The organism is Corynebacterium sp. HMSC072D12 (assembly GCF_001813925.1).
Classification (GTDB): domain Bacteria; phylum Actinomycetota; class Actinomycetes; order Mycobacteriales; family Mycobacteriaceae; genus Corynebacterium; species Corynebacterium aurimucosum.
This window is the reverse complement of the sequence record NZ_KV814418.1, coordinates 1-25,192: the sequence shown is the minus strand read 5'-3', so window position 1 is coordinate 25,192 and position 25,192 is coordinate 1. Positions and strand designations below refer to the sequence as shown.

The following is a 25,192-nucleotide window of genomic DNA, read 5'->3' as shown; positions in this document are numbered from 1 at the left end:
GTGAACGGCCCTTAAATATACTCTCTAGCTCTTTGATGTGCAGCATCGCGCGTGATCCCGCAGAGCGCTACGAGATGTAACGAATTGATATCAACAGCCGACATACCGCACAGTAGACCTCTATTGAGAGTTGACTACATCAAAAAAGTGAATATTGTGGCTGCAGATACTATTGTGACGCATGTGATTTAGTTTCTGCCGTCACGCCCCCACCCACACACAAGGATTTTCCATGGCCTTTTCCGAACAGCACTCTTCCCGCTCCGCCCGTCGTGGCGTCGCCGGACTCACTGCTGCCGTGATGATGGGCCTACTCAGCATCACGCCCGCAAACGCCGGCGCCCCCGACCTCTCCTCGCTCGTGAATATCCCACAGAGCAGCAACCCGTTGGACAGCCTCGGCCGTCCCACCCCGGAGACGCAGGAGCGCGTTCGTGCTTTCGCGGCACAGCCATGGATCCCGCAGGAAGCCCGCAGCGCCATCCTCACCGCCCTTAATTTCACCGCCGGTGAAGGCGGCGAAGGCGGCGTTGCCATGCCGGAGGGAAATAACCCCGGCTTCCGCCAGTTCTACTGGCCCACGGTCTCCGCGCAGTGCATCGGCGGGCAGGGCGATTCGGTGGGTTCCGCCATCGCTGTGCCTGGCCCGACCGATATGCCGGCCCCAGGTGCAGGTGAAGGCGAAACCGTCTTCCTCTTCACCGCGCTGGGCACCCCGACCGCCGCGGAAGAGCAGGGCGCCATGCGCGTTCAGTGGTTCAACCTGGACACCTTCCAGTTTGGCACCACTCCCCTGTTCAACAATGGCATCAACACCGATGGGCCAACCACGGTCTCGGGCCGTGCCACGACTGGCAAGGGTACCGTCGTGGCAGTCCTCTCCGGTGCGGTCAACACTGCTGAATCCTCGTGTTCCTTCCCACCTACCGCGGCTTACCTCGAGGTGAACTAATGAGCACAGACCTGCACCCAGTCAAGCAAGAAACCTTTAATACCACCGACAACATCAACGTCGACCCGAAAGGTTTCGAGCGCGAGGTAGACACCTACCGGGTCACCGACTTTGGCCTCTACATGGCCCGCGGCGCTAATCACCCGCGCTTCGGCTACCTCGAGTCTTGGCTGCTGCCGGACCTTGGCTTGCGCGCCAACATCTTCCACTTCCGCGAGGGCGTCGATGTGCACCAGGACTTCTACATCGACGTTGCCGATATCGATATTGACGGGGACGTGTGGACCACCCGCGATCTCTACGTCGACTTGGTCTCCACCTCTGGCGAGCCAGTCGATGTACTCGATATTGACGAGCTAGCCGCCGCCACCTCCAACGGCCTCATCAGTGCCGAGGAGGCCGAGCGCGCCATGGAGCGGACCCTGACCGCCGTCGAAGGCATCACGCGCTACGGCGATGACGCCATGAATTGGTTGCGCACGCTGGGAATGGACCTTACTTGGGCAGAAAATGTGGAGCTCGTTCCCGCCGAGTAACCTAGGGTGAGTACTTCTCCCCCACCTTAAAAGGATGTGAGCCATGGCCGGTGGTCTCTTTGCCCTGCTTGACGACGTCGCCCTGATCGCCCGCTCCGCTGCCTCCAGCGTCGACGACGTGGCAGCATTGGCCGGAAAGACTTCGGTGAAAGCCGCCGGGGTCGTTGTCGACGACGCCGCTGTCACGCCCCAATATGTCCAGGGCGTCAAGCCGCAGCGTGAGCTGCCCATAATTTGGCGCATCACCAAGGGCTCGCTCATCAACAAGCTCGTCATCATCCTGCCGATTGCGCTCATCCTTTCGTGGATCGCGCCGTGGGCGCTCACCCCTATCCTCATGTGCGGTGGTGCTTACCTGTGCTTCGAGGGCGCAGAAAAGATTTTCCACTCTGTTTTCCACCGCGGGGAAAAAGACGATAAGCCCGCCGAAGAAAGAGGGCCCGACGCCGAAGACTCCCTGGTGAAATCCGCTATCACCACCGACCTCATCCTCTCCGCCGAGATCATGGTGATCTCCCTCAACGAGGTCATTGATCAGCCCTTCTGGCTGCGCCTCGGCGCCTTGGTCACCGTTGGTGTCCTCCTCACGTTGGGCGTCTATGGCGCCGTCGGGCTGCTAGTCAAGATGGATGACATCGGCGTCGCCCTGCTCAAGCGTCACGATGGTGACTCCGCCCTGGGCACCGCCTTGGTGAAGGGCATGCCGATTGTGCTCAAGATCATCGGCATCATCGGCACCGCCGCCATGCTGTGGGTCGGCGGCCACATTGTGGTCAAGGGTCTGAGCGAATTCGGCGCCGAACAGCCTTATGGCTTTATCCACCACGTGACCGAGAGCATCAACAACGGTGCCCTCGCCTGGTTGGCGGACACCGGCTTGTCGATGTTGTGCGGCTTTATTCTGGGCGCCGTTATCGTCACCATCATCATGGCGGTCAAGGCCACCGCCGAGCGCGTGAAATAGACCTTAGATAAACAGCGCGAGGGAGACGGCCATGACCGCCATCCCGGCGATCAGTCCGTAGATGGCACAGTGATGTTCTCCGGTCTCCTCCGCCGTGGGCAAAAGCTCATCCAAGGAGATGAACACCATGATGCCGGCGATGACGGCGAAGCTGATGCCGAAAGTCATCGGCCCGATAAAAGGCATCAGCAGCGCTGAAGCCAATGAGAGCGCCGAGGGGCTCGGCCAAGCCAGATAGCGTGGCCCACCAGAAGGCTTTCTTGCGTGAGCCCGTTGCACTGCGCAAAGGTACCGCTACCGCAATGCCCTCGGGGATGTTGTGAATGGCAATAGCCACGGCAACGGGGATAGCGATCTCCGGGGCTTCCAGGCCCGAGAGAGACGTGGCAAAGCCTTCCGGGAAGTTGTGGATGGCCAGCGCGAAGGCGGTAAAGATGCCGGTCTTCATCAGCCGTTTGCGCCGCGCGTCCTCCTCGGTGGTGGCCGGCTCGTGCGGGTTAATCTCCTCGGGCACAAGGCGGTCAATGATGGCAATGATCGCAATACCCGCGAAGAATGCCGCCATCATCGTCCAGGTGGCGCGCGCCTCGTCCCCGAGGGTGCTTTCTAGCTTCTTCAGGGCCTACGGCAGGATTTCCATGAAGGAGACGTAGAGCATTACGCCCGCAGACAGCCCCAAAGCAGTGGCCATGAACTTCGGGCCTGGCTCCCGCTTTCCGACGGCCAGGGCGCCTCCGATGGACGTCGACAAGCCCGACAGCAGCACAAGGCTGAAAGCGAAGGCAATGGTAGCTAAGTCCATAGTGGGAAACTATAGCGTGTCTAACCCGGCCTCTGCGTAAGCTTGGAAGGAGTCCATCGCTTCCCATCTGACTCACGAGGTGACTGTCGCAACCATGGTGCTGTATCCGCTGGCTCCGTCCTATTTTGGTGTCGAGCACGTCGCGATTCTTGAGCACGTCAACTTTTCCACCGCACTGAGCATTCCGGGGTTGGCGCAACAGCCTACGCTCGTCGACGTTTCCTTGCTCCCCGACCCCACTACGGGTGGCTGGCGCGTGCGCTCGGATTTCGGTTTTCTCGGTGCGCTCGATGACGAAGAGTCCGCTGAGTATCCAGCGCTGAACCGGCTGCGCACAGCGGCGATGACTCCAGCAACACATGCGACCGTCGAGATCGTGGACGCTGAGGTGGAGGTGGCCGTTGCTCTGGGGCTCGACCCGTGGATGATTCCCGCGAACAATCAGCCAGCGGGTACTGCCCTGCTCAGCGGTGGGCACGGCGCTCTCGTTCGTGTCGCGGAGGGAGAGCTCACTACACATCAGCTGCGCGAGATGGGAACCGAACAGCTCTTCGTGACGCTTGCGCTTCTCGACGACACCGTCCTCGCCACCCACGACAACCTCGTCCTCGGCCCGTGCGGGGAGCTCTCCGATACCCCGGCGCTGGCCACCGCATTCGCGGCCGCCTCCCAATCAGGTGCTTCCCTGGCCGCTCGGGCTTATGCTGCCGCGGGGCGCATCGCAGTGGACCTTCCCCTCGCCCCCGAAGACGCTGCTGCCCCGGCTCAGTCTGCCGAGCTCTTCGCACCTGTGGTCCCGCCGCTGCCGCTCGACCCAAACAATCCCGCCATCCCGCCGGCACTCGACCCTGATGCCGACTGGGAGTTCACCACGCCTGCGGATCCCCTTGCCTCACCACTGCCCACCGGCTCGCGTACCTTCACGTCCCCTAAAGACACCTTTTAACTGGCACCTTATGCGCTTACACTAATTCATTGACCTGGGATTTCTCTGAAACCCGCCCGCAAATGGTGCCTTTACTTTGGTGCTCTTTCCCTTGGCCCACACACGAAGCGCTTACCTTCGACCAGGCGGGTCGCGCCGGTGGCATCGAGGTGCTCCAACAGTGGGATGGCAACCCGGCGCGTCGTGGCCAGGGCCTGACGTGCCGCCGAGAGGGTGAAGGGCTGTTCCAATTGTGCCACCACATCGAAAGCCGCACGCGGAGCTGAAGGCAGAAGCACAACGCCCTTGGCCAGGCGGAGCAGGCGCCCGGCGCGCTCGGCGGCGGCGAGCTCCTTGGGGCCCAGTCCCCATTCCTTGAGGTCAGCAGCCTCCGGGGCAGCGAAGGGCTCAGCGCGCAGGCGTTGCTCGAGCTCAGCTACTGCCTTCTCTGCAGGGCCAAGGTCGACGGTCTTGCCGGGAACGCGCAGCACACCATCTACTGATTCGAGCTTGGCTGCCGCTACCGCCAACCCCAGCAGGGCCGGCTCCGACAGGTTCAGGGTGTCCATGGCCGCTGCCTTCGTCAGCCCCGGGGACAGCGGGTTCGCCGCAGCATGTGCTTCCACTGCCTCAACGAGGGCATTCTTCCACGCGGTTACCTGGCGGGCGGCAATCCACCACTCGCGGAAAACAATGACCCCTGCCGGCTTTTCCTCCACCGAAAAGCCATCGCGCAGGAGGTCGTCGCGCGAAGCGTAGCCGCAGCGCTTGAGCCACTCGGACGGGTTGGTCGGCTCTAAGGCTTCTAGCTCAGCTGCGCGCTTCTTCGCAGCACCGCGCCTACTCAGCGCGGCCGGGTGCATGTCCACGACTTCGAAGCCTGCCGCTACATGTCGCCCGCCGGGGCTGCGCACCACGAACCTATCAAGCAGCGTGAGAGATAGCGGGCTTTCCAGTGTCAACCTCGCGAACTCACCTCCTAATGGCCGCAGACGGGCACCAACGCCCGCGGTGCCGATATGCACCACGAGGTTCTGGGGAAGCTCAGCCATCTCAGTACCAAAGGTGCGGCGAATATCCACGGTTTCGAGCGCCCGCCAGCCCCCAGGGCTCAGCAGTGCATCCCCGCGATGAACCTGGTCGGCGGCCACCCCGCGAAGGTTGAGGGCCACGCGCGTGACTGGACCGGCGCTATCCACCGACTTGTTTTCACTGTGCACTCCGCGCACCGTCACGCGTTGCCCATGAAGCTCCAACTCATCCCCCACCGAGACAGTCCCCGCCGCCAGCGTTCCTGTCACCACGGTGCCCGCACCCTTCACGCTAAAGCCGCGATCGACCCACAACCGCACGCGCGCCTGGGGATCAGGCGCGGGCATAGCGGCGAGTACCTGGTCCAACTCAGTGCGTAATGTCCCCACGCCCTCGCCGGTCTTTGCGGAGACGTCGACGATGGGGGCGTCGGCAAGCGCTGTTCCAGCCAGTTCTGCCTTGACCTGCGCGGCTACCTCAGCGCGGCGGGCGGCATCTGCCCTGTCCGCGCGGCTCAGCGCCACCACTCCGTGCTCGATTCCCACGGCGCGCAGGGCATCCCGGTGGTCAGTAGACTGCGCTTGCCAGCCTTCATCGGCCGCCACCACAAAGAGCACCACCGGCGCGGGCCCCACCCCGGCCAGCATGTTGCCCAGGAACTTCTCATGCCCCGGCACATCGACAAAAGCCACATCGGCGCCGGAGTCAAGCTTCGTCCACACGAAGCCCAAGTCAATGGTCAGGCCGCGCCGCTTCTCTTCCTCCCAGCGGTCCGGCTCCATCCCCGTCAATGCCTTGACCAGGCTCGACTTGCCGTGGTCGACATGGCCGGCGGTAGCCACAACGTACACCTACATCACCGCCTGAATCGCAGCAATAAGCTCCGCGTCCTGCGACTCCGGCACGCAGCGCACATCCACCAGGCAGCGGCCCTGGTTCACGCGCGCCACCACAGGAGGCTCGCCCAACCGCAGCGGACGGGCCAGCTCTTCTGGCAACGCCACAGCCCAGCCCGGCAGCGGTACCTCGGGCGCCCCGCCGCCACCAACACGCCCGGCATGCTCGACAACCACGCCGCCTACCGCCGCAGCGACCTTCTCGGTGCGCTCGCGATGGCGCTGAGCGTCGATGTGCAGCGCATTCTGCACGGCATTGGAAGGAGCGGCAAGGGAGGCCTCAAGGGCGTTGAGCCGCAGCTTATCGATGCGCACCGCCCTCGCCAGCGGATGTTTCTTACACGCGGCGATCGCTTCCTTCTTTCCCACAAGCACCCCGGCTTGCGGTCCGCCGAGAAGCTTATCCCCCGAAAAGAGCACCACGTCTGCGCCATCTCGAAGAGCCACGCTGGCCGAGGGTTCCTCAGGCAGCACCGCATCGGGAGCGAGCAACCCGGATCCGATATCCACGATGAGTGGCACATCCGTAAGCGCACGCAACTCAGCAACCGGCACAGAAGACGTGAAGCCACTGATCACAAAGTTGGAGGGATGCACCTTGAGTATCGCCCCGGTGTTCTCCCCCAAGGCCCGCTCATAGTCCGCCAGGTGAGTTCGGTTCGTCGCGCCCACCTCACGCAAGCGGGTGGCTGTGGACTCGATGAGCTCCGGCAGACGGAAGCCCGCACCAATCTCAATAAGTTCGCCACGGGAAATGATGACCTCCTCGCCAGGGGCCAAGGCGGCGGTCGCCAGCAGCAGCGCGGATGCTCCATTGTTAACCACCAGCGCATCCTCCGCGCCGGGACAGGCGGCCAGGACAGCCTCGACCGCGCCGCGTCCCCTATCCCGCGAGCGCTGACCGCTGTCTAAGTCCATCTCAACGTCCGTATAGCCGGCTGCTGCCACCAGTGCATCCACCGCGGCTGGTGGCAATGGCGCCCTACCCAAGTTCGTGTGGATGATCACACCGGTGGCATTGATGACGCGGCGCAAGGAATAGGGCTGTGCGCTTTCGAGTCTGTCGGCCAGCTCCTGCTGAAAACGGGTGGGGTCGAGGGATCCGGAGCGGGCGTCGGCAAGCACGGCGTCGATGATCGCGCGCACCTTATGGGGTGCACTGCGCTCCTGCGCAGTGCGCACTGCCGGGTACTGGAGGATCTCATCCATCTTCGGGATGAAGCGGCGGGGGTCAGTCATCAAAGTTCCTCCTAGCTGCGCTCATGGCGGAGACGGACAGGAATCGAACCTGCCAGACCGAGATACTCGGCCTCACCGGTTTTGAAGACCGGGGCGCCCACCAGGACACGTACGCCTCCGTCTGCTCACCTTACACGGGGCTAAAGTAGTACTTATGACTGACATTAAACTTACGTCCTTTGCCGCCGGTGGCGGTTGTGCTTGCAAGATTCCCCCGGGTGAGCTCGAATCTGCTGTGGCGGGCCTGGTAGGCACCGCGGACCCCAACGTGCTGGTGGGGCTTGACGACGGCGACGATGCCGCCGCCGTACGCATCCAGGACGGCCTGGCGGTCATCTCCACCGCGGACTTCTTCACCCCGATGCTCAACGACCCCTATGACTGGGGCCGGGTAGCGGCCGCCAATGCGCTTTCCGACGTCTACGCCATGGGCGGCACGCCCATCACCGCCATCAACCTCGTGGGCTGGCCGCGCGAAAAGCTCAGCCTCGATATATTGCGCGAGGTCCTGCGCGGTGGCATGGATGTGGCCAGCCAAGCAGGGATCTCGATTACTGGCGGGCACTCCATCACCGCCCCGGAGCCCACCTATGGTTTGGCTGCCACGGGCACCGTCCACCCCGACAAGATTATGCGCAATGACGCCGCCGAGGCTGGTCTTCCCATCACGCTGACCAAGCCGATTGGTGTGGGCATCCTCAACAATAAGCACAAGGCCACCGGTGAGGTTTCTCAGGCCGCGGTAGATTCCATGACCACGCTCAACCGCGATGCAGCTGCGGCAGCGGTGGAGGCAGGAGTGCGTGCAGCAACCGACGTCACCGGGTTTGGTCTTTTGGGCCACCTCTACAAGATGTGCCGTGCCTCCGGTATCGGCGCCGAGCTCGACTTCTCCGCTGTTCCTGCGGTGAACGGCGCCAAGGAAGCCCTGGCGGAGGGCTTCATCCCGGGCGGCTCGCGCCGCAATCTAGATTGGGTCCGCCCCCACCTCGATTCGGACTTGAGCGAAGAGGACCTGGGCTTCCTCGCCGATGCCCAAACCTCCGGTGGCCTCCTCCTCATCGGCGAGGTACCCGGCTACCCAGTTATCGGGCGGACCGTGCCGGGTGAGGCGCGGATTTCTATCTCTGCTTAGGAACGCGCGCTCAGAATGCGCGCGACGCCATCGACTCCGGCATGCGTGAGGTGATTGGACAAATTGTGTGTCACGGACTTCTCGCTGATGCCGGATACCCAGCGAATAGAGTCCGGAGCACACATGTTGTGGTCGATGGAAGCGCGGCGGAGGTCAACGTAATTGGCACCAGCAGCGGAGGCCGCAGTGCGCATCGCGGAGTTAATGGTGTCCTCTCCCAAACGAACCAAGCCCAGCACATCCATGTTGAAACCCACCTCGCTGCTGGTACCAGAGCGCACGGGGCACATCGCGCCATTAGCGGCAGAGATAGCTGGGTACCCCACAAACGTGATGGTGGCATGCGGCGCAGCCTGACGGATGCGATTCGTGTTATTCACCATGGCCTGCCGGTAGGAATCATTATTAAATTGCGAGACAGCAATGTCCTGCAGATTATTGGCGCCGAATTGCACAAAGACATTCTTGGTATCGGCAGTGAGGTGTTTATTGGCAATGGCACCAACGACCTGCTGATCAAAGTCCTTCCGGAAGGAGCCCCCGCTAGCCTTGGCGGCCGAACAGGCATAGTTCGCCACCGAGCGCCCCGTGATCTTGCCGTACTCCGCGGCCACTGTCTTCTTTCCTTGCGGGCAGCCTTGTGGTGATGGAGCGCCTGCTTCCGAGCCGCTGCCCTCGATGCTGCTGAGGCCCGCACGCACAAGATCGGACCGCACGCCAGCCACCTGCTTGTAGCCGGGGTTAGCAAAGAAAGAATCACCGAAGAACACGGCGTCGGCGCCGCGGTGCGGGTCTGCGGAGGCCGTAGCGGTAGAGAAGGTCACGGCACTGCAGGCCAAAGCGGTTGCGGAAAGAGCAACGGAAAAACGCTTGATGCGCTGGGAGAAGGAGAGAGACATGATTCCTTAACAGAACGATTAGGGAGAACGAGAGAATGTTTACCTCGTTCTACTCAATCACATTGGTCTATCTCTTTGCTAACCCTTTGCCATTCTTGCAATTCTTTCCCGTCACAAAATGAGGGTTCTTATCCGCCCGTCACGACGGAAGTGCCGTAGTCACCCCGCGCTTCAGCACGCCGCTTCTGTGGAGCAATCGTGGTGGCTGGGTCCTTCACCGCTTCCAGTCCCGCGTTGAGCACACCAAAGCGGGTGCACGCAGATCCCGCCATGAGCGCAAGGCCGGACAATACCGACACGGTGCGTGACTTGGTCGCCGCAGCTACGGCCGTTCCCACACCACCGGAGGCGATGAGCCATTCAGAAGCCTTCATGAGCTTTCCCGGCAATCCCTCATGCAGCGGCCGCCTGGGTTCCGGTTCCATGTGATTTTCCATGATCCGCGTCGCGACTAGGTCACTCACTGCAGCCGTGATGCCCAGGGCGCGTGCAGGCCCAGCGTTCTTCACCGGGGTAAAGGCCATGGCGGCACCCGCCGCCGCGGCCGACGCCGAGGAAACAAAGACATAGGGCAAGTGCTTCTTCGCATCGTTCCATGTCGGGTTAGAGGTATTAGCCAACAGCACCGCTGTATAGCCAGCGAGTGGTCCGCCGAGAACTCCCGCAACGGCCCCCGCTGGGCCGGCTGCCTTATCAAGGGATCGGCGAAGCGGTTTCGGCAGCACACCGCCGACCAGCTCATCAGCCTCGACGACTGCAGGCAGCGACGCGGCAGAAGCAAAGCTGCCCAAAATCCACGAGCCGATGGACATCGGAGAGGTCACCTTGAAAACGCGGAACATGTTGAGCAGACGCTCTGGGCGCCCAAGGTCGAGGATCAGAAAGACAGAGCCCACCGAGGCCGCAGAGAACGCCGTCAATCGGGTAGAACGTTTGAGAGGCGCGTTACCCGTAGCCTGCGCGCCAGCGGCGAGTAATGCCGAGCCTCCCGAAAGTCCACCGAGGAACAGATAGCCACCAATTGGCCACTCCCACGGCGGGGCCTTGACTACGGGCTTGCCGTAATACGAGGAGAACTCGAAGTCCTCCGCCATGCGCGCTTCTTTGGACCCATCCTGTGCGCCGGCGCCGACTCGTCCACGCCGGCGCTTCTTGCCACCGCCGCGACGACGCCTAGGCTCCTGCGGCGGGCGGTACTCATCAAATTCGCTCACTTGCGGCCTCCCAACATGAATGCCCCGGCCACGGCTAACGCCATGCCGCCAATTGCCTTCGCGGCAGTCTTATACATCTGCGGCAGATCCGCCGTGGGCACGCGCGGATCCGGCGGCAAACCATAGACCTCTGGTGAATCGAGGAGCAGGAATATGGACCCGGTCCCTCCAACTCCATCCTGGGAATTGGCGCCATAGAGACGGGCCTCGGTCAGCCCCTGCTCATGGAGGGCGCGCACGCGCTCTTGCGCTGCCGCGAGCATCTCCTCGTAAGGGCCAAACTGGATAGAATCCGTCGGGCAGGTCTTAGCGCAAGCAGGCTGTTCACCAATCTTGAGCCGGTCATAACACATGGTGCACTTCTGAGCTACACCCAAATTTTTGATCGGCATGGCCTGTCCCGGCGTATGGTCTGGACCTTGCGGCTTAAGCTGCTTCAGCTTTGCCAGCACGTTCACACCCGCGTGGTCAGGCACCTCGTAATCCACGGTGGCGGTCTTGTCCGCCTTCAGCGTCACGCCGCCGTCATCGCGGCGCTCAATGACGCCGAAAGGACACCCAGCAACGCAGGTCCCGCAGCCATTGCACACATCATCTTGCACCACAACGGTGCCGAATTCGGAACGAAAGAGCGCGCCCGTCGGGCACACGTCCAAGCATCCAGCATTGGTGCAGTGCTTGCACACATCGGAGGACATGAGCCAGCGAAAATCATCGGTATCTGGGATGACGCTTGGCGCGGAGACTGTGGGCAGACCCAGTGAGACGAGCTTGCGCCCATCCTCGCGCGCCTGCTCAATACGCTCATTGCTTTGCTCAATGAAGGTCACGTGCCGCCAGGTATTGGCACCCAGCGAGACTGTGTTGTCATAGGAATTGCCGGTGACCGCATAGCCTTCCACCGGGTTGCGGTTCCATTCTTTACAGGCCACCTCGCAAGCCTTGCAGCCGATGCATACCGAGGTATCGGTAAAGAACGCCATGCGCTGATAGGACTCATAGCCGTGTTTATCAGCCTTTTCGGTGAAAAGATTAGCCATTAGTCCTCCTTAGCCTTCTTTGCCTTCATAGTCCGCCACATTGCCTGCGGTGGCGTCATCGCCGGTGTTCTCCTCAGAAGCATCGCTCTTCGTGCTAAAAGCATCTGAGACGTCCAGGATCCGGTTGCCCGAGTCAACGGTAAGGTGCGCCCGCTCTTGGTACTCGCGCAAGAGTTGCACTCGTGCCTCGCCCCGCGGGCGCCGGCCCGGCTGAATATCGCAGGCGCCCACCTTTGAGTTCTGGATAAACACGTTCGGCTCCAAGGTCAGGCCCAACAGATCGTTGGCACCATCGCCGGCCACCTCGGTGGTCTCTGATTCTCCGTAGTGGAAGGGCAGGCCAATCTGGTGGAAGTCCTCACCATTGATGGTGAGCATCTCCATGCGGTCCGTCACCAAAACCTGCGCCTCTATGACACCACGCGGCGACACAATAGTGGCCCACTCGCCGTTGACAAGTCCACGCTTGGCGGCCAGTTCCTTGTCCACCTCGCAGAACAAGCCCGGCTGCAGCTCCGCCAAGTAAGGCAAGCGGCGCGACATCGCACCGGAGGTGTACATCTCCGTCAGACGGTAGGTCGAGAAGACAAACGGGAAGACCTCAGCACCGCGCTCCCCTGGCTCGGGGCGGGAAAGGTTATCCGCGCGCTTGATAGTCAACCGCGTCGGCGATTGCTGCTGCTTGTACAGCGCATTCTGCACCGGCGATTCCTGCGGCTCGTAGTGAGTCGGCAGCGGGCCGTCGGACAGCCCCTTCGGGGCAAACAGCCAACCTAGGCCGTCGGCCTGCATGATGAAGGGATCATCGCCGTCGAGGGCGTCGGGGCCGACGGCGTCGACAGGCGCAACATAGTCTGGGCGCTTCGTCACCGGGAAGTCCGGGACGTCGTCACCAACCCACTTGCCCTGGTCCTCATCCCACCAGATGTACTTCTTGCGCTCCGACCATGGAGTGCCATCCGGCTTGGCGGAGGCGCGATTGTACAGGATGCGTCGGTTAGCCGGCCATACCCAACCCCACTCGAGTGCTACTTCGTTCTGCTCAGAGCCCGGGACCTTCTTCGCGGCGTGGTTGATGCCGTCCTTATACACGCCGGTGTAAATCCAGCAGCCGCCGGAGGTAGAACCGTCGGCGCGCATCTCGGTGAAACTCGGCAACAATTGGCCCTTCTTTGGCCCATCGAGGTAGTAGCCGTTGATCTCACGCAAAATCTCATCTGAGCTGGGATCCCCGTGTTCATCCTCGGTGTAATCCCACGTCACGGACTTAATCGGCAGGTCGCGCGGGTCGGTCGAATCCGCCAAGCGCTCCCTAATCTTCTTGCCCAAGTGGTAGAAGAACCACGCCTCGCTGCGGGCCTGGCCCGGCGGCGGAGTCGCCTGGAAGCGCCATTGCACCATGCGTTGGGTCTGGGTAAATGTTCCGGACTTCTCCACGTGCGTTGCCGCAGGCATGAGGAATACCTCGGTAGCGATCTCCTCGGTCTTGAGCTCGCCGTTCTTGACTTCCGGCGAATCCTTCCAGAAGCTTGCCGTTTCAATCTCTTGGAAATCGCGGACAACCAACCACTTCAGCGCGGCCAGTCCGCGGCGCTGCATACCACCGTTGGACTGCGCCACCGCTGGGTTCTGACCGAAGACAAAGTAGCCCTCCACTTCCTTGCGCAGCATGGCCAGCAATGTCTCATAGGTTGAGTGCGCGCCGGACAGGCGCGGCATAAGGTCAAAGCCCCAATTATTGTCCTTGGTAGCGGCGTCGCCCCAATAGGACTTCATGAGCGAGACCGCGTAGTTCTCACCCAACTGCCAGAAGCCCTTCTGGTCTTCCTGCCGGAAGGAATCCAGGTAATCCGCCCAGGTCTCCTGATCCACGTGTGGCATGGGCAGGTAGCCCGGAAGCGAGTTGAAGAGAGTCGGAATATCAGTCGAGCCTTGAATCGAGGCATGCCCGCGCAAGGCCATGATGCCCGAGCCAGGGCGGCCCACATTGCCCATGAGCAGCTGCAGAATCGCCGCGGTTCGGATGAACTGTGCGCCCAGGGTGTGCTGGGTAAAGCCCAGCGCGTAGGCGAAGCACGTGGTGCGCTCCGGGGTGGAGTTCTGCGCAATCGAGTCTGCCAAGTAGTAGAAGTCCTCCGGCGCAATGCCACAGGTCTCCTCCACCATCTCCGGGGTGTAGCGCGAGTAGTGGCGTTTGAGGATCTGGAAGACCGTGTTTGGATCCTCCAGCGTCATGTCCTTCTCCACGTTCCACGAGGAGCCCTCAGGCTTTTTCACGTACTGCCACGAGTCCGTGACGTACTTGCCCTTCTTCGCGTCGTACCCGGAGAACAGGCCTTCCAGGTCCTCGGTGTCTTGGAAATCCGGCGAGATGATCGACGCCGCGTTGGTGTAATTCACCACGTAATCGTGGAAATACAGGTCATTATCCAGAACGTACTTGATAATGGCGCCGAGCAGCACCACGTCCGTGCCACCGCGAATGCCGATGTGGCGGTTCGCAAAGGCAGACGTACGCGTGTAGCGCGGATCCACGTGGATAATGCGCGCACCACGCTTCTTGGCTTCGACGACCCACTGGAAACCCACGGGGTGGCATTCGGCCATATTAGAACCCTCGATGACGATGCAATCCGCATTCGCCATATCCTGCAGCGGTTGGGTCGCGCCGCCGCGGCCAAACGATGTTCCTAGACTAGGAACAGTGGCGGAGTGTCATATGCGCGCCTGGTTCTCTACCTGAATAGCACCAGTCGCGGTAAACAGTTTCTTAATGAGGTAGTTCTCCTCATTATCTAGCGTCGCGCCACCCAGACCGGCGATGCCCATGGTGCGGTTGAGACGACGCCCGTGCTTATCGACGCCCTCCCAATGCCTCGCGCGTGCCTCCACAAAACGGTCCGCGATCATATCCATCGCGGTTTCTTCGTCGAGCTCCTGCCATTCAGTGGCATAGGGCGCTCGGTACTTGATCGTGGTGATGCGGGTCGAGGAGTTAATGAGTTGCTCAGAAGCAGAGCCCTTGGGGCAGAGGCGGCCGCGGGAGATCGGGGAATCCGGATCGCCCTCGATTTGGATGACCTTGTCATCCTTCACGTAGACGCGCTGGGAGCAGCCCACTGCGCAGTAGGGGCAGACCGACTGCACGACGCGATCCGCATCGACGGTGCGTCCCTGCAGGTCCTCACTCTTAGCTGACTGCGTAGACAGGTCGCGGCCGAAGGCATCCTTGTTGCGGATTTGGCGTACGACGGGCCAGTTCAGTGGGCTAAAACGTGACATGCCTTAAACCTACTGCTTCGCCACCATGTTTTCCACCCTGTTCATGACAGCAAAAATTGAAAAGGAACTAAAACGACAGCAGGCCGGAGCTTTGCAGCTCCAGCCGCTTAGCCCTTAACCGAGATTACTTGCGGGTCTCGGTGATGCCGTCGGTATCGATCTGCTCCTTGCGCAGATCCTCGGTGTGGGTCTCGGTGTCCTTGATGGTTTCCTTGGAGAGGTTAACCTTCTCCACCGGGACGGTCTTCTTCTCTACGTTCACACGCTCTTCATGCAGGGTGACGGAGGCTTCTTCTGCTCCGTTATCGCCAATGGTGCCGGTGTAGTTGGCAGCGTCAGCCTCAGAAATCGGGGTGCGCTCGACGCGAACCTCTTCGCGCTCGACCGGAACCTCAACAGTCTCAGTATCGGTCACGACGTACTTGCGCAGGCGAGCCTCACCAGTGGCCACGCGCTCCTTGTTGACGTCTAGGCGCTCCTCGGAGCGGATAACTTCACCTTCGTTGTTGGAGACGCCGTTACCGGTAGCAGTAGCGCGGTCAGTGTCAAGACGGTCGGTAGCAGCGGTCTCATCCTTAGCGTGCGCACCTGCTCCAGCGCCGGCAACGCCAGCGCCAGCCACACCAGCACCGGCAGCACCAGCGCGCTCATCACGCTCGTCACGGTAGGTGGTGACATCCTGTGCGTTCTCGAGGTTGTAGTGCTTGAAGATGTCCGCCTGTGCCTCAGGAGTCAGCGGCTTATCGGAGTCAAAGTCCGGTGCGTTCTCGATGCGGTCCTTGGAGAAGGCCAGCTTGAGCTCTTCACCGGTGAAATCGTGACCACGGAGTGGAACCAAGCTGGAGCTCATGCCGAACAGGCCGTGGTTGACCTCAACGAAGGTCGGCTGACCGGACTGCTCGTCGACGAAGACCTCCTTGACAGAGCCCAGCTTGTCGCCGGTCTTGTCGTATGCGGTTGCGTTAAACAGATCCTTGATATTCTTACCCATTATTTCTCTAAACCTTTCTATATTTGGTCTATATGAAACTGGCAAACCACAGCCATCGACACCACCCCCCACATGCCATAAGAAGTGGGGGCGATTTGCTATTTCGTTTGCGCTGTCACCCACCATACGGACAAATAAACAATGCGCCACCGCTGCAGTCCACCCCATTGCCAAAATCGCGCTTTGCCGCAGGTCACATTAGCTATAACGATTAGATTACGAGATCATTTACGCACCTCACAAGCTTACCAGAACGACGAAGCTCTCCCCCTCCCCATACCCAGACCGAAACAAAAGAACATCAACCTGCACCCGCAAACAGCACCCAACGGCAATCCTCTATACAATTCTTTACGTTGCCCACAGGGACAACCAATAAACGGTATCTACCCCCACCCCGTTCGGCGCATTCCTTAATTGGTCTACATTCCCAATCATCACAACTCCACCATTGAGTACCCTGAACATCATGAACCAGACGAAACACTTCGAACTCAAAGTCCCGGGCGGCAAACTACTCGTCGTAGATCTTGATATTGACACCCACAGCACCGTTACCGCAGCCAAGGTCTCCGGCGATTTCTTTCTTGAGCCTGAGGAGGCCTACGAGACACTAGCCCCAGCACTGGTTGGCATCACTACCGCCACAAGTACCGAGGACGTCCAGTCCCGGCTCGATGCCGCGCTTGCGCGAATCGACTCACCCGTGGCTCTCCATGGTTTTGACACCCACCACCTAGCCGTCACAGTTAGACGTGCACTGTCCGGCGGTACCGATTTCACCGACCACAACTGGGAGATCCTGCGCCCAGGAGTTCTCCCAACCCCAGTCAACGTCGCCCTCGATGAGGTCCTCCTCAACGAAGTCGCGGAAGGAAAACGCGGCCCTACGCTCCGCTTCTGGGAGTGGGAAGACCGCGCCGTGGTCTTCGGCTCCTACCAGTCTTATTCCAATGAGTTGGACCAGGAGGGCGTCGACAAGCACAGCATTGTTCCAGTGCGCCGAATCTCCGGTGGTGGCGCAATGTTCATGGAGGGCGGCAACTGCGTAACCTATTCCCTGTACGCCCCAGACTCGCTCGTAGCCGGTTATTCCTACGAGGCTAGCTACGAGTATCTGGACCAATGGGTTCTCGCGGCGCTCGGAAAGCTTGGTGTCAACGCCTGGTACGTGCCGATTAATGACATCACGTCGGACGGCGGAAAGATTGGCGGTGCCGCCCAAAAGCGCCGCAAGAGCGCGGTGCTCCACCATACCACGATGAGCTATGACATCGATGCAGACAAGATGATGGAGGTCTTGCGCATCGGCAAGGTCAAGGTCTCTTCCAAGGGCCTAGCCAGCGCAAAGAAGCGCGTGGACCCGCTGCGCCGCCAAACCGGCGTGCCGCGCGAGGAAATCATCGAGACTATGGCTACCGAGTTTGCCACCCGCTATGGCGCCGTCGACGCCGAGCTTTCCGACGACACACTCGCCGCCGCCCGCCACCTCGTCGACACCAAGTTCCTCAACGACGAGTGGACCAAGCGCATCCCATAATTTGCGGGGGAATTTCTGGGCAGCGTACGGTGTTACATGTTCTAATGAACCGATCGGTATGACTTTACCGAACCAAATGGTCCATTTCTATACAACACTGTCTAGAAGGAAAATCTCGTGTCCGACACTTCCTCCCGCGCATCCTCGCGCACGCTGCCCTCGTGGGCCACCGGCTTTGGCGCCCAGGTCATCGCCGGCCTCATTATCGGCCTTATTCTCGGATTCATCGCTTCCGGCATGGAGTCCTCGTGGCTCTCCGATACCTTGTCCGGCGTCGGCGGCGCGTACGTCCAATTGCTCAAAGTGATGGTCCCGCCGCTCATCTTCGCGGCTGTCGTCACCTCGGTTGCCAACCTGCGCAAGGTGGCTAACGCCGCCTCGCTGGCAATCTCCACTCTTGTATGGTTCGCCATTACGGCCTTCTTCTCCGTCTTGGCTGGCATTCTCGTCGCCCTCGTGATGAAGCCAGGCGTAGGCACGACTGTCGACGCCTCCACCGCCGCCGATCCCTCCAACGTTGGCTCCTGGACCGCATTCCTCCAGCAACTCGTCCCCGCCAACTTCTTTGGACTCAAAGCTTCGCTTAGCGACGGCGAAGTCTCCCTCAGCTTCGGCGCCCTTCAGCTCCTTGTCATTTCCTTGGCCTTGGGCATCGCTGCGGTCAAGGCTGGCAAAGCAGCCGATCCCTTCCTGCGCTTTACCGAGTCCTTCCTCAAGGTTATCCAGGTGGTCCTCTGGTGGATCATTCGCCTCGCCCCGATTGGCACCGCCGCCCTCATCGGCAAAGCCGTGTCCACCTATGGCTGGGATGCGCTGAGCTCCTTAGGCAAGTTCGTCCTCGCGATGTATGTCGGACTCGCCCTTGTCATTGTTGTGGTCTACCCTGCCGTCCTTGCTTTCAACCGCATTCCAATCATCGGCTTCTACAAGCGCGTATGGCCAGTATTCTCCCTCGGCTTCGTCACCCGTTCCTCCATGGGAGTCATGCCGGTTACCCAGCGCTTTACGGAGAGGGCCATGGGTGTGCCTCGCGAATACGCCTCCTTCGCCATCCCGCTCGGCGCTACCACGAAGATGGACGGCTGCGCCTCCGTTTACCCGGCTATCGCCGCCATCTTCATCGCTCAGTTCTACGGAATTGACCTTTCTCCGACCCAATACCTTCTCATCATCTTCGTTTCCGTCATTGGCTCCGCAGCTACTGCCGGCACGACAGGCGCCACCGTCATGTTGACACTGACGCTCTCCACGCTGGGCCTCCCGCTGGCAGGCGTCGGCCTCTTGCTCGCCATCGAGCCCATCATTGATATGGGCCGCACCGCCGTCAATGTCACCGGTCAGGCACTGTGTGCCACGATCGTAGCCAAGCGCGCCGGCATCCAAGACCAAGCAACCTGGGATGCTGCCGAGGGTGGCGTCAATGACATCATGAACGCTGATGAGAACGAACGGGACAGCGTGAACGTTTAGGAACATAAGTGACGTGGAACACACATAGTTTCTGTACGGTGGAAGCTATGTCCACGTCAACCCAAGCACCACCAGACCCCGATTCCACACAACACCGCAGCGCCATCAAGGCCTCCTTCATAGGAACCTTCATCGAATGGTTCGACTATGCGGCCTACATTTATATGTCGGCCATTATCTCCCGAGTCTTCTTTCCGGAGATGGAAGGGCGCCGCGCGCTCATCATGACATTCGCACTCTTTGCGCTTTCCTTCCTCGTCCGCCCGCTCGGCGGAATTGTGTGGGGACACTTTGGTGACAAACACGGACGAATTCAAACCCTGACGGTATCGATCACGATGATGTCGCTGGCGACAGCCGTGATCGGCTTCCTCCCCAGCTACGAAGCAATCGGATTCGCCGCCACCCTGCTACTTCTGCTTTCGCGCATGGTCCAAGGTTTCTCCGCGGCTGGCGAATATGCCGGGGCAGCCACGCACCTCGCAGAAATCGCTCCGACGCATAAGCGGGGTATCTACGCCGCAATCGTGCCTTCCGCCACAGCATCCGGCCTGCTACTGGGCTCCCTCATCGCAGCACTACTCACCGGCGTGCTTGACGACGATGCCCTCATCTCCTGGGGTTGGCGCGTCCCCTTCCTCATCGCACTACCCCTGGGCCTTTACGGCCTGTGGATTCGCCGCAACGCCGATGAGTCTTCCCGCTTTGAGAATCAAGATGACACGGAGGAATCCCCTCTTCGCGAGGTCATCAAATACCCCAAGGCCCTGGCAATCGCCTTCTCGGGCGCAGTTCTCAACGCCATCGGTTTCTATGTCATCCTGACTTACCTGCCGACCTATCTCTCCCAGGAGCTGGGCATGGCGGAAACACCTGCCTTCATTGCGTCATCGGTCGCTTCCGCTTTCTATGTCGGCTTCGCACTTCTCACCGGCCTGCTATCAGACCGCCTGGGTCGCCGCACGACCATGCTGTGTGCTGCACTTTTCATGGGACTCTTCATTGTTCCTGCCTTCATGCTCCTGGACGGCGCTGGGATCCTCCTGGTCATCATCATCCAGGTGTGCCTCGGCGGCGTACTTGCGCTTAACGATGGCGTCCTCCCCTCCTTCCTCTCCGAACAGTTCCCCACCCATGTTCGCCTTTCCGGCTTTGCTCTCACCTTCAACACGGCAAACGCTGTCTTCGGCGGCACAGCGCCCATGATCGCCACTTGGCTCATTGACAAAACCGACAACCAACTCGCCCCGGCGTATTACCTTGTTGCCGCCGCAATCATCACCGGCGGAGGCGTTCTCTTCGCCTCCAAGCGGAATCGCCTAAAAGAGATCTAGCCCACCGCCTCACTCTCCCCCTCCTGGTAGTAACTTCCATCAACGACCCACACTTGAGCTTCAGCGGCAGCGTCAATCGCCCGACCGCTGGCGATCCGAATTGTCGTTTCAGACGACGAGCAGGGCCAGGGGACCTGAACCCTGTTAGGTAGACACCTGATATCCAGCCCGGTTGGGTTGGGAAGAAAGGTAATCTACCACCATGCCTAGGTACTCCGAACAGTTCAAACGTGATGCTGTGGCCCTCTACGAAAACAATGAGGACCTTTCACTCCACGCGGCTTCAGCAGAGCTTGGAGTCAATCGTTCCTCACTTTATTCCTGGCTTAAGCAGTACGGCACCGGCAAGCGTGCCCGCACGAAGACCATGCGTGACAAGGCCCAGGAGACGACTGATTCTGAGCGGATCCGCCAGCTAGAAAGAGAAGTCTCGAAGCTGCGCGAAGAACGCGACATCCTGCGTAAGGCCGCGAAATATTTTGCCGAAGAGACACGCTGGTGATCCGCTTCCAGTTTGTCTATGACCATCGAACCGAGTACTCGGTTAAGCGGATGTGCCACGTGTTAAAGCTCAATCGCTCGGGCCTGGCCTCTACCCTTGAGGCCATGGGCTTTTAGGCAACCTCCTCAACCACTACACCCCACTTCTACCCCGAGAAATATAGACACCATCAGCACAAACACTAACCATGTTATGTCCATAGGGTTTTGGACATAACACAGCTCCACTAAGCCAGGAGGCCTAGCTATTTCACAAGACCGAAAGTGCCACCAACGTCACGGTCGAGTACAACTAGTGGGTGTCACTGTGGCTTTCCGAAGTCCACCACACTGACGTTCCCATCATTGCGGGGGCGGTACAGAGGGCTCCTGACGGATTGCCCGAAGTCCTCTGCACGAATTGACTTCCGGCCTGATGCCGCTGTACCAACCTGTCCTGATAGGCGGGCGCCTCGTTTGCCAGAAGATGGGCAAGGTTCCCTCTCCCCCTTGCTTTTTGGGAGTCCTCGGCCAGCTACGGGATCGTGCCTGGCCGGTCCTCGGTCGAGTTGTTGTCCGGAGTTGGTGTGCAGCAGTCGGGTTCCCCGCTTTGCCCGGGGCCCTCGCCTGTGGGCGGCGTTCCCTGTCTGATGCGCAGTCTCCTGCGCCGGTTGAGGGCGGCCAATGCCGATACGAGCACCACGGCTGCGGCGAGGGCTGCGATCAGGGTGCTGTTGTCGCTGATCCAGGCGCTGGCGGCGGCTGACCATACGGCGAGGCTGTTGGCCTGTGCGGTTCCGCCGGTGGCGGCGGGATACCAATACCAGCTGAGGTAGGCGCCGGTTATGGTGAGGATGAAGGCGGCGATGCGGTTGCTGTGCTTGGCCAGGCCGGTGATTCTTCGCCCGAGGGCGGCCCCGGCGATGGCCGTGCCTGCCGAAACGAGCATCAGGACAGTGGCCGAGCCTGCGGCGTAGGCGGCGAAGACCGCGAGCAGCCCGGCGTAGCTGGCGACGGCCTGGGCTTGGGCGATCACGGCCAGGAGCACCCCGAGGGTGCAGCCGAGGGATGCTGCGGCGTATCCGATCCCGAAGGCCACCATGCGCCCGGTTTTGTGACCTGCCCCTGCGGCTTCTTGTGTGCGGGGTTTCGTGGCCCAGGCCGGCAGACGGAGCCGTGGTGTGAGTCCGGTGAGCATGGCCAGGCCCAGCAGGAGAAGGATCACCCCGGTGGCCATTCCCAGCCAGGGCGCTGCGCTGATCAGGGTCCTGGCGCCCGCGCTGACGATCAGCCCGAAGGCTGCCAGGGTCCCGGCGAAGCCGAGGCTGAGCGCGAGCCCGGCCCGGAGCCCGTGGGCCAGACGCAGCGCGAGCGGGCGCGTCCGGGCGTCCCCGATGGTCTGGGCTATCCAGGCGGGCAGGAGGGCGAAACCGCAGGGATTGACCGGGGCAATCATTCCAGCGGCGAAGGCCAGGGCAAGCAGGGCTGTCATTGGGCACCGGCCTTGGTGAGTTCTTCTTGGATCTTTTCCGCAGACGGGTCGGTGGCCCGGAAGGTAACGTCGCCCTTCGCGTCGACCACCACCAGGGTGCTTATGGAGGTGACCTTGTACCGGGTGGTCAGTGTGGCCTCGGTGTCGATGACGGCAGGGAGCTCAGGGGCCTTGATGTAATCGCGGAATCCGTTGATGGTCTCCTTCGGTTCTCGGGGGTCCACGTCCACCAGGAGGTAGTCGGCCGAGCTTCCCAGGGCCGTGGAGGCCTTGTTCAGGGAATCGGCCCCTTCCGCACACTCACCGCATCCGGCAGAGAAGAAGAACAGTGCTGCGGGCTTACCGTCCGGGATGGTCCGGGTAGTGCCGTCAATGTCGGAGACCGTAACAGCAACGGCACCGGCCGCGTCGGGCGACGAACCGCCTGGCGCGGCCGACGGGCCGCCCGGTGAGCTGGCGCAGGCGGTTGTCAGTGCCATGACCGCTGCCAGAAACAGGGCGGAGGCGAGGTGCCTGGGCCGGGGAACGGACAGAGAACGGCGGGATCTCGGGGATGTCATGGTGTCTGGTGGTTCCTTCCAGGAATGGGGATGGGGACTCAGGCGGTGCCGTGGTCGGTGCGGTGGTGCTCGGGGACAACAGATAGGTGAGGGCCTGGTCGGTGGCGGTCAGGGCATTCCTTTGCTTCGGTAGTGGGGGCTGGAGCTCAGGCGCAGCAGGAGAGCTCGGAGACGTCGGTGGTGAAGGCCTTGGCGGCGATCCTGATGCCCTCGGCCATCGTCAGGTAGGGGCTCCAGGCGGCGGCGACCTGCGCGGTGGTCATGCCCGCTTCGAGGATGTAGACGCCGGCGGCGGCGATTTCCCCGGCGTCCTTGGCCACCGCGGAGAGGCCCAGGATCCGTCCGGTGTCGCGGTCCGCGACAACCTTGATGAAGCCGCGGGTGTCGCGGTTGACCACGGCTCGCGGCACGTACTCCAGGGGGAGGACCCGGCACTCGCAGCTGATCCCGGCGGCGACAGCTTCCTTTTCCGTCATCCCGACCGCCCCGATGGCGGGACTGGTGAAGGTGACCCGGGGCAGGTGCCGGTAGTCGACCTCGGCCAGGGCATCGGTGAACGCATTGTCCACGGCCAAGGCGCCGTGGGCCGCTGCGACGTAAACGAACTCCCGATGGCCGGTCGCGTCCCCGGCGGCCCAAACCCGCGGGTTGGACGTGGCCAGGCGGGAATCGACCACGATCTCGCCGGATGCGCCGGTCTTCACCCCGACGGCGTCAAGGTCCAGTCCCTCGGTCACCGGGCGGCGGCCCAGTGCCACGAGGATGCGGGAAGCGCGGAACACCTCCTCGCCCCCGGCCACGTTTGCCGTCACCGAGACCCCGTCCGGGCCGGAGGCCACGGAGTCGGCCATGGCCCGCCGGACCACCCGGATCCCCTCGTCGGCGAACACCCCCGCCAACGCCTTGGATGCCTCCGGTTCCTCCTGCGAGGCCAACCGGGAACGGACCAGCATGGTCACCCGGGAGCCCAGCCGGGAGAAAAGCTGTGCCATCTCCAGGGCAACATAGCCTCCGCCCAGGATCAGCATTGATTCGGGCACCTCGTCCAGTTCCATCGCCGTCGTCGAGGTCAGGTACCCGGCCTCGGCCAGTCCGGGAACGGGCGGCACGTAGGGTGCGGAGCCAGTGGCCACGAGGTAGTGCCCGGCCTCGATCGTTCTCACTGCACCATCCGGGGAGATCACCCGGAGCAGCGGTGCGTCCTGGGTTCCGGTGAACGACGCGTCCCCCGAGATCATCGTCCACCCGTAGTCCGCGGCCAGATCGACGTACTTCTCCGTGCGCATACTTTCAACCAGCGCGGCCTTGCCCTGAATCAGGGCCGGCATGTCCACCGGGCCCGCCGAGGCCGCCACCCCAGGGAAGCGGGCCGAATCCAACGCCACGTGGCGGGCCTCCGCGGCAGCCAGGAGCGCCTTCGACGGGACGCAGCCCGTGTTCACGCATGTCCCGCCCACGGTGCCGCGCTCCACCATCACGACGCGCTTGCCCAGTCCGGTGGCCCGGATCGCGGCCGCAAACGCTCCGCCGCCGGAACCAATAATCGCCAGATCGAACTTTTCGTTTGTCATTCCAGATGTCTCTTCCCTGTGGTTCAAAAGTTCCTATGGAACCATTGTGAACCTTCCAGTACAATGGAAGGTCAAGTGTGGTGGCCATTGGAAGGGGAATCGGCGAACATGAGGATCGGACAGCTTGCGGAAGCAACCGGAACCACGACCAAGACCCTGCGGTTCTACGAGGAGTCGGGGCTGCTCCCTCCGGCCGAGCGATTGGCCTCCGGCTATCGGGACTACGCCGAGGATGCCGTGGGTCGGGTCGGGTTCATCCACCGGGGCCAGGCCGCCGGGCTGACCCTCGCCCAGATCCGCCAGATCCTCGACATCCGCGACGGCGGCCAGGCGCCCTGCGAGCACGTGCGCGACCTGCTTGACGTGCGCCTCGCTGAGATCGAGCAGCAGATCGCGCAGCTCTCCGTGCTGCGCGACACTATCGCGGACCTCAGACAGGACGCCGCACACCCGGACCCTGAAACGTGCAGCACCGATCAAGTGTGTAGGTATTTGTAATCCAATTGGGCACACCTCCTTAGCAACCACGCTATGCGAGAGTTGCAGCTCGACGAGAGCCAGGATGACAGGATTAACCGCCAGGAGCTATCTATAAATAGGGACTATTTCTTACCTGGAAGTAACATTTTGGCGGTTGAGGATAATACCTTTGGTGCATTTTGAGCCAAAGTAAAAATAGTCCCCTACGGGAAGACGGAAATAAGACAGTTCCCGGTGGACAAGAACAGTCTTCGCGAGCAGGTAGTTGGTGGGCCCTTGCGTTCATAATTCTGTGCACCATCACCACCATGATCGACAGGCGAAAACCAGGTTCTTCGGGTGGGTTGGCCCGCCTTCG

General features: G+C 61.5%; 19 protein-coding genes, 1 tRNA gene and 2 pseudogenes. 10 read left to right on the top strand and 12 right to left on the bottom strand.

What is annotated here, in order from left to right:
• The first annotated feature begins 232 nt into the window (after positions 1-232).
• Genes HMPREF2943_RS11660 through HMPREF2943_RS11650 form a run of 3 tightly spaced genes read left to right on the top strand, consistent with a single transcriptional unit; the run spans position 233 to position 2,452 of the window.
• Positions 233-952: an Rv1157c family protein gene (locus HMPREF2943_RS11660; protein ID WP_070711768.1), complete on the top strand. Its 720-nt coding sequence runs from the start codon at positions 233-235 to the stop codon at positions 950-952.
• Entirely contained in the window at positions 952-1,488 is a 537-nt protein-coding gene (locus HMPREF2943_RS11655; protein ID WP_070645292.1) for a ribonuclease FAU-1 family protein, read from the top strand. The genes HMPREF2943_RS11660 and HMPREF2943_RS11655 overlap by 1 nt, the downstream gene beginning before the upstream one ends.
• Before the next feature lie 43 nt (positions 1,489-1,531).
• Positions 1,532-2,452, top strand: a complete 921-nt coding sequence (locus HMPREF2943_RS11650; protein ID WP_070711765.1) for a DUF808 domain-containing protein — start codon at positions 1,532-1,534, stop codon at positions 2,450-2,452.
• Positions 2,453-2,455: 3 nt separating this feature from the next.
• On the opposite strand, the pseudogene zupT reads toward HMPREF2943_RS11650, so the two are convergent.
• Positions 2,456-3,254: pseudogene (gene zupT / locus HMPREF2943_RS11645) on the bottom strand (zinc transporter ZupT).
• Positions 3,255-3,333: 79 nt separating this feature from the next.
• Here zupT and HMPREF2943_RS11640 point away from each other — a divergent pair.
• Positions 3,334-4,200: a hypothetical protein gene (locus tag HMPREF2943_RS11640; RefSeq protein WP_246817316.1), complete on the top strand. Its 867-nt coding sequence runs from the start codon at positions 3,334-3,336 to the stop codon at positions 4,198-4,200.
• Between the two features lie 71 nt (positions 4,201-4,271).
• On the opposite strand, the gene selB is transcribed toward HMPREF2943_RS11640, so the two are convergent.
• The 3 genes from selB to HMPREF2943_RS11625 all read right to left on the bottom strand — a co-directional run bounded on the left by selB (position 4,272) and on the right by HMPREF2943_RS11625 (position 7,465).
• Positions 4,272-6,062, bottom strand: a complete 1,791-nt coding sequence (selB, locus tag HMPREF2943_RS11635; RefSeq protein WP_070446976.1) for a selenocysteine-specific translation elongation factor — start codon at positions 6,060-6,062, stop codon at positions 4,272-4,274.
• A complete protein-coding gene (gene selA, locus HMPREF2943_RS11630; protein ID WP_210384592.1) occupies positions 6,063-7,346 on the bottom strand; it encodes an L-seryl-tRNA(Sec) selenium transferase in 1,284 nt (427 codons plus the stop codon).
• Between the two features lie 24 nt (positions 7,347-7,370).
• Positions 7,371-7,465, bottom strand: a tRNA-Sec gene (locus tag HMPREF2943_RS11625).
• 35 nt (positions 7,466-7,500) lie between these two features.
• Between HMPREF2943_RS11625 and selD the strand changes: the two genes are divergently transcribed.
• Positions 7,501-8,481: a selenide, water dikinase SelD gene (gene selD / locus HMPREF2943_RS11620; RefSeq protein WP_070711763.1), complete on the top strand. Its 981-nt coding sequence runs from the start codon at positions 7,501-7,503 to the stop codon at positions 8,479-8,481.
• Here the strand turns inward: selD and HMPREF2943_RS11615 are convergent.
• From HMPREF2943_RS11615 to HMPREF2943_RS11590, 5 genes are all read right to left on the bottom strand, one after another.
• Entirely contained in the window at positions 8,478-9,380 is a 903-nt protein-coding gene (locus HMPREF2943_RS11615; protein WP_070446983.1) for a GDSL-type esterase/lipase family protein, read from the bottom strand. The genes selD and HMPREF2943_RS11615 overlap by 4 nt on opposite strands.
• A 128-nt stretch (positions 9,381-9,508) precedes the next feature.
• The gene (gene nrfD, locus HMPREF2943_RS11610) at positions 9,509-10,594 is read right to left on the bottom strand and encodes an NrfD/PsrC family molybdoenzyme membrane anchor subunit (RefSeq protein ID WP_070446985.1); all 1,086 of its coding nucleotides are present in this window, start codon (positions 10,592-10,594) and stop codon (positions 9,509-9,511) included.
• Positions 10,591-11,634, bottom strand: a complete 1,044-nt coding sequence (locus tag HMPREF2943_RS11605) for a 4Fe-4S dicluster domain-containing protein (RefSeq protein WP_070711760.1) — start codon at positions 11,632-11,634, stop codon at positions 10,591-10,593. Before HMPREF2943_RS11605 ends, nrfD begins: the two co-directional genes overlap by 4 nt.
• Positions 11,635-11,643: 9 nt before the next feature.
• Positions 11,644-14,916 carry a formate dehydrogenase-N subunit alpha gene (fdnG, locus tag HMPREF2943_RS11600; protein WP_246817315.1) on the bottom strand — a complete coding sequence of 1,091 codons (3,273 nt, stop codon included), beginning with the start codon at positions 14,914-14,916 and terminating at the stop codon, positions 11,644-11,646.
• A gap of 124 nt (positions 14,917-15,040) precedes the next feature.
• On the bottom strand, positions 15,041-15,907 hold the full coding sequence (locus HMPREF2943_RS11590; RefSeq protein ID WP_070711751.1) for a PRC and DUF2382 domain-containing protein: 867 nt from the start codon (positions 15,905-15,907) through the stop codon (positions 15,041-15,043).
• A gap of 469 nt (positions 15,908-16,376) precedes the next feature.
• On the opposite strand from HMPREF2943_RS11590, the gene HMPREF2943_RS11585 reads away from it, so the two are divergent.
• The 4 genes and pseudogenes from HMPREF2943_RS11585 to HMPREF2943_RS11570 all read left to right on the top strand — a co-directional run.
• Entirely contained in the window at positions 16,377-17,447 is a 1,071-nt protein-coding gene (locus tag HMPREF2943_RS11585; RefSeq protein ID WP_070711749.1) for a lipoate--protein ligase family protein, read from the top strand.
• Positions 17,448-17,564: 117 nt separating this feature from the next.
• Positions 17,565-18,917: a dicarboxylate/amino acid:cation symporter gene (locus HMPREF2943_RS11580; RefSeq protein ID WP_070446994.1), complete on the top strand. Its 1,353-nt coding sequence runs from the start codon at positions 17,565-17,567 to the stop codon at positions 18,915-18,917.
• Between the two features lie 47 nt (positions 18,918-18,964).
• The gene (locus HMPREF2943_RS11575) at positions 18,965-20,251 is read left to right on the top strand and encodes an MFS transporter (protein ID WP_070645313.1); all 1,287 of its coding nucleotides are present in this window, start codon (positions 18,965-18,967) and stop codon (positions 20,249-20,251) included.
• A 202-nt stretch (positions 20,252-20,453) separates the two neighbouring features.
• Positions 20,454-20,833 (top strand): annotated as a pseudogene (locus HMPREF2943_RS11570) (transposase); the annotation flags it as partial.
• Between the two features lie 433 nt (positions 20,834-21,266).
• Here the strand turns inward: HMPREF2943_RS11570 and HMPREF2943_RS11565 are convergent.
• The 3 genes from HMPREF2943_RS11565 to merA form a co-directional block, all read right to left on the bottom strand.
• Positions 21,267-22,223 (bottom strand): cytochrome c biogenesis CcdA family protein, encoded by a 957-nt coding sequence (locus HMPREF2943_RS11565; protein WP_070711745.1) that lies wholly within the window; start codon positions 22,221-22,223, stop codon positions 21,267-21,269.
• On the bottom strand, positions 22,220-22,783 hold the full coding sequence (locus HMPREF2943_RS11560) for a TlpA family protein disulfide reductase (RefSeq protein ID WP_070711742.1): 564 nt from the start codon (positions 22,781-22,783) through the stop codon (positions 22,220-22,222). The genes HMPREF2943_RS11565 and HMPREF2943_RS11560 overlap by 4 nt, the downstream gene beginning before the upstream one ends.
• Before the next feature lie 146 nt (positions 22,784-22,929).
• A complete protein-coding gene (gene merA, locus HMPREF2943_RS11555; RefSeq protein WP_046648249.1) occupies positions 22,930-24,354 on the bottom strand; it encodes a mercury(II) reductase in 1,425 nt (474 codons plus the stop codon).
• A 108-nt stretch (positions 24,355-24,462) separates the two neighbouring features.
• On the opposite strand from merA, the gene HMPREF2943_RS11550 reads away from it, so the two are divergent.
• Positions 24,463-24,852 (top strand): heavy metal-responsive transcriptional regulator, encoded by a 390-nt coding sequence (locus tag HMPREF2943_RS11550; protein ID WP_004601215.1) that lies wholly within the window; start codon positions 24,463-24,465, stop codon positions 24,850-24,852.
• The last annotated feature ends 340 nt before the right edge of the window (positions 24,853-25,192 follow it).

Bases quoted from the DNA above. Each gene is read 5' to 3' on its own strand.
- HMPREF2943_RS11660 (WP_070711768.1), top strand. From the start codon at position 233: ATGGCCTTTTCCGAACAGCACTCTTCCCGCTCCGCCCGTCGTGGCGTC.
- HMPREF2943_RS11655 (WP_070645292.1), top strand. From the start codon at position 952: ATGAGCACAGACCTGCACCCAGTCAAGCAAGAAACCTTTAATACCACC.
- HMPREF2943_RS11650 (WP_070711765.1), top strand. From the start codon at position 1,532: ATGGCCGGTGGTCTCTTTGCCCTGCTTGACGACGTCGCCCTGATCGCC.
- selA (WP_210384592.1), bottom strand. From the start codon at position 7,346: ATGACTGACCCCCGCCGCTTCATCCCGAAGATGGATGAGATCCTCCAG.
- selD (WP_070711763.1), top strand. From the start codon at position 7,501: ATGACTGACATTAAACTTACGTCCTTTGCCGCCGGTGGCGGTTGTGCT.
- HMPREF2943_RS11615 (WP_070446983.1), bottom strand. From the start codon at position 9,380: ATGTCTCTCTCCTTCTCCCAGCGCATCAAGCGTTTTTCCGTTGCTCTT.
- HMPREF2943_RS11605 (WP_070711760.1), bottom strand. From the start codon at position 11,634: ATGGCTAATCTTTTCACCGAAAAGGCTGATAAACACGGCTATGAGTCC.
- HMPREF2943_RS11590 (WP_070711751.1), bottom strand. From the start codon at position 15,907: ATGGGTAAGAATATCAAGGATCTGTTTAACGCAACCGCATACGACAAG.
- HMPREF2943_RS11585 (WP_070711749.1), top strand. From the start codon at position 16,377: ATGAACCAGACGAAACACTTCGAACTCAAAGTCCCGGGCGGCAAACTA.
- HMPREF2943_RS11575 (WP_070645313.1), top strand. From the start codon at position 18,965: ATGTCCACGTCAACCCAAGCACCACCAGACCCCGATTCCACACAACAC.
- HMPREF2943_RS11565 (WP_070711745.1), bottom strand. From the start codon at position 22,223: ATGACAGCCCTGCTTGCCCTGGCCTTCGCCGCTGGAATGATTGCCCCG.
- HMPREF2943_RS11560 (WP_070711742.1), bottom strand. From the start codon at position 22,783: ATGACATCCCCGAGATCCCGCCGTTCTCTGTCCGTTCCCCGGCCCAGG.
- merA (WP_046648249.1), bottom strand. From the start codon at position 24,354: ATGACAAACGAAAAGTTCGATCTGGCGATTATTGGTTCCGGCGGCGGA.
- HMPREF2943_RS11550 (WP_004601215.1), top strand. From the start codon at position 24,463: ATGAGGATCGGACAGCTTGCGGAAGCAACCGGAACCACGACCAAGACC.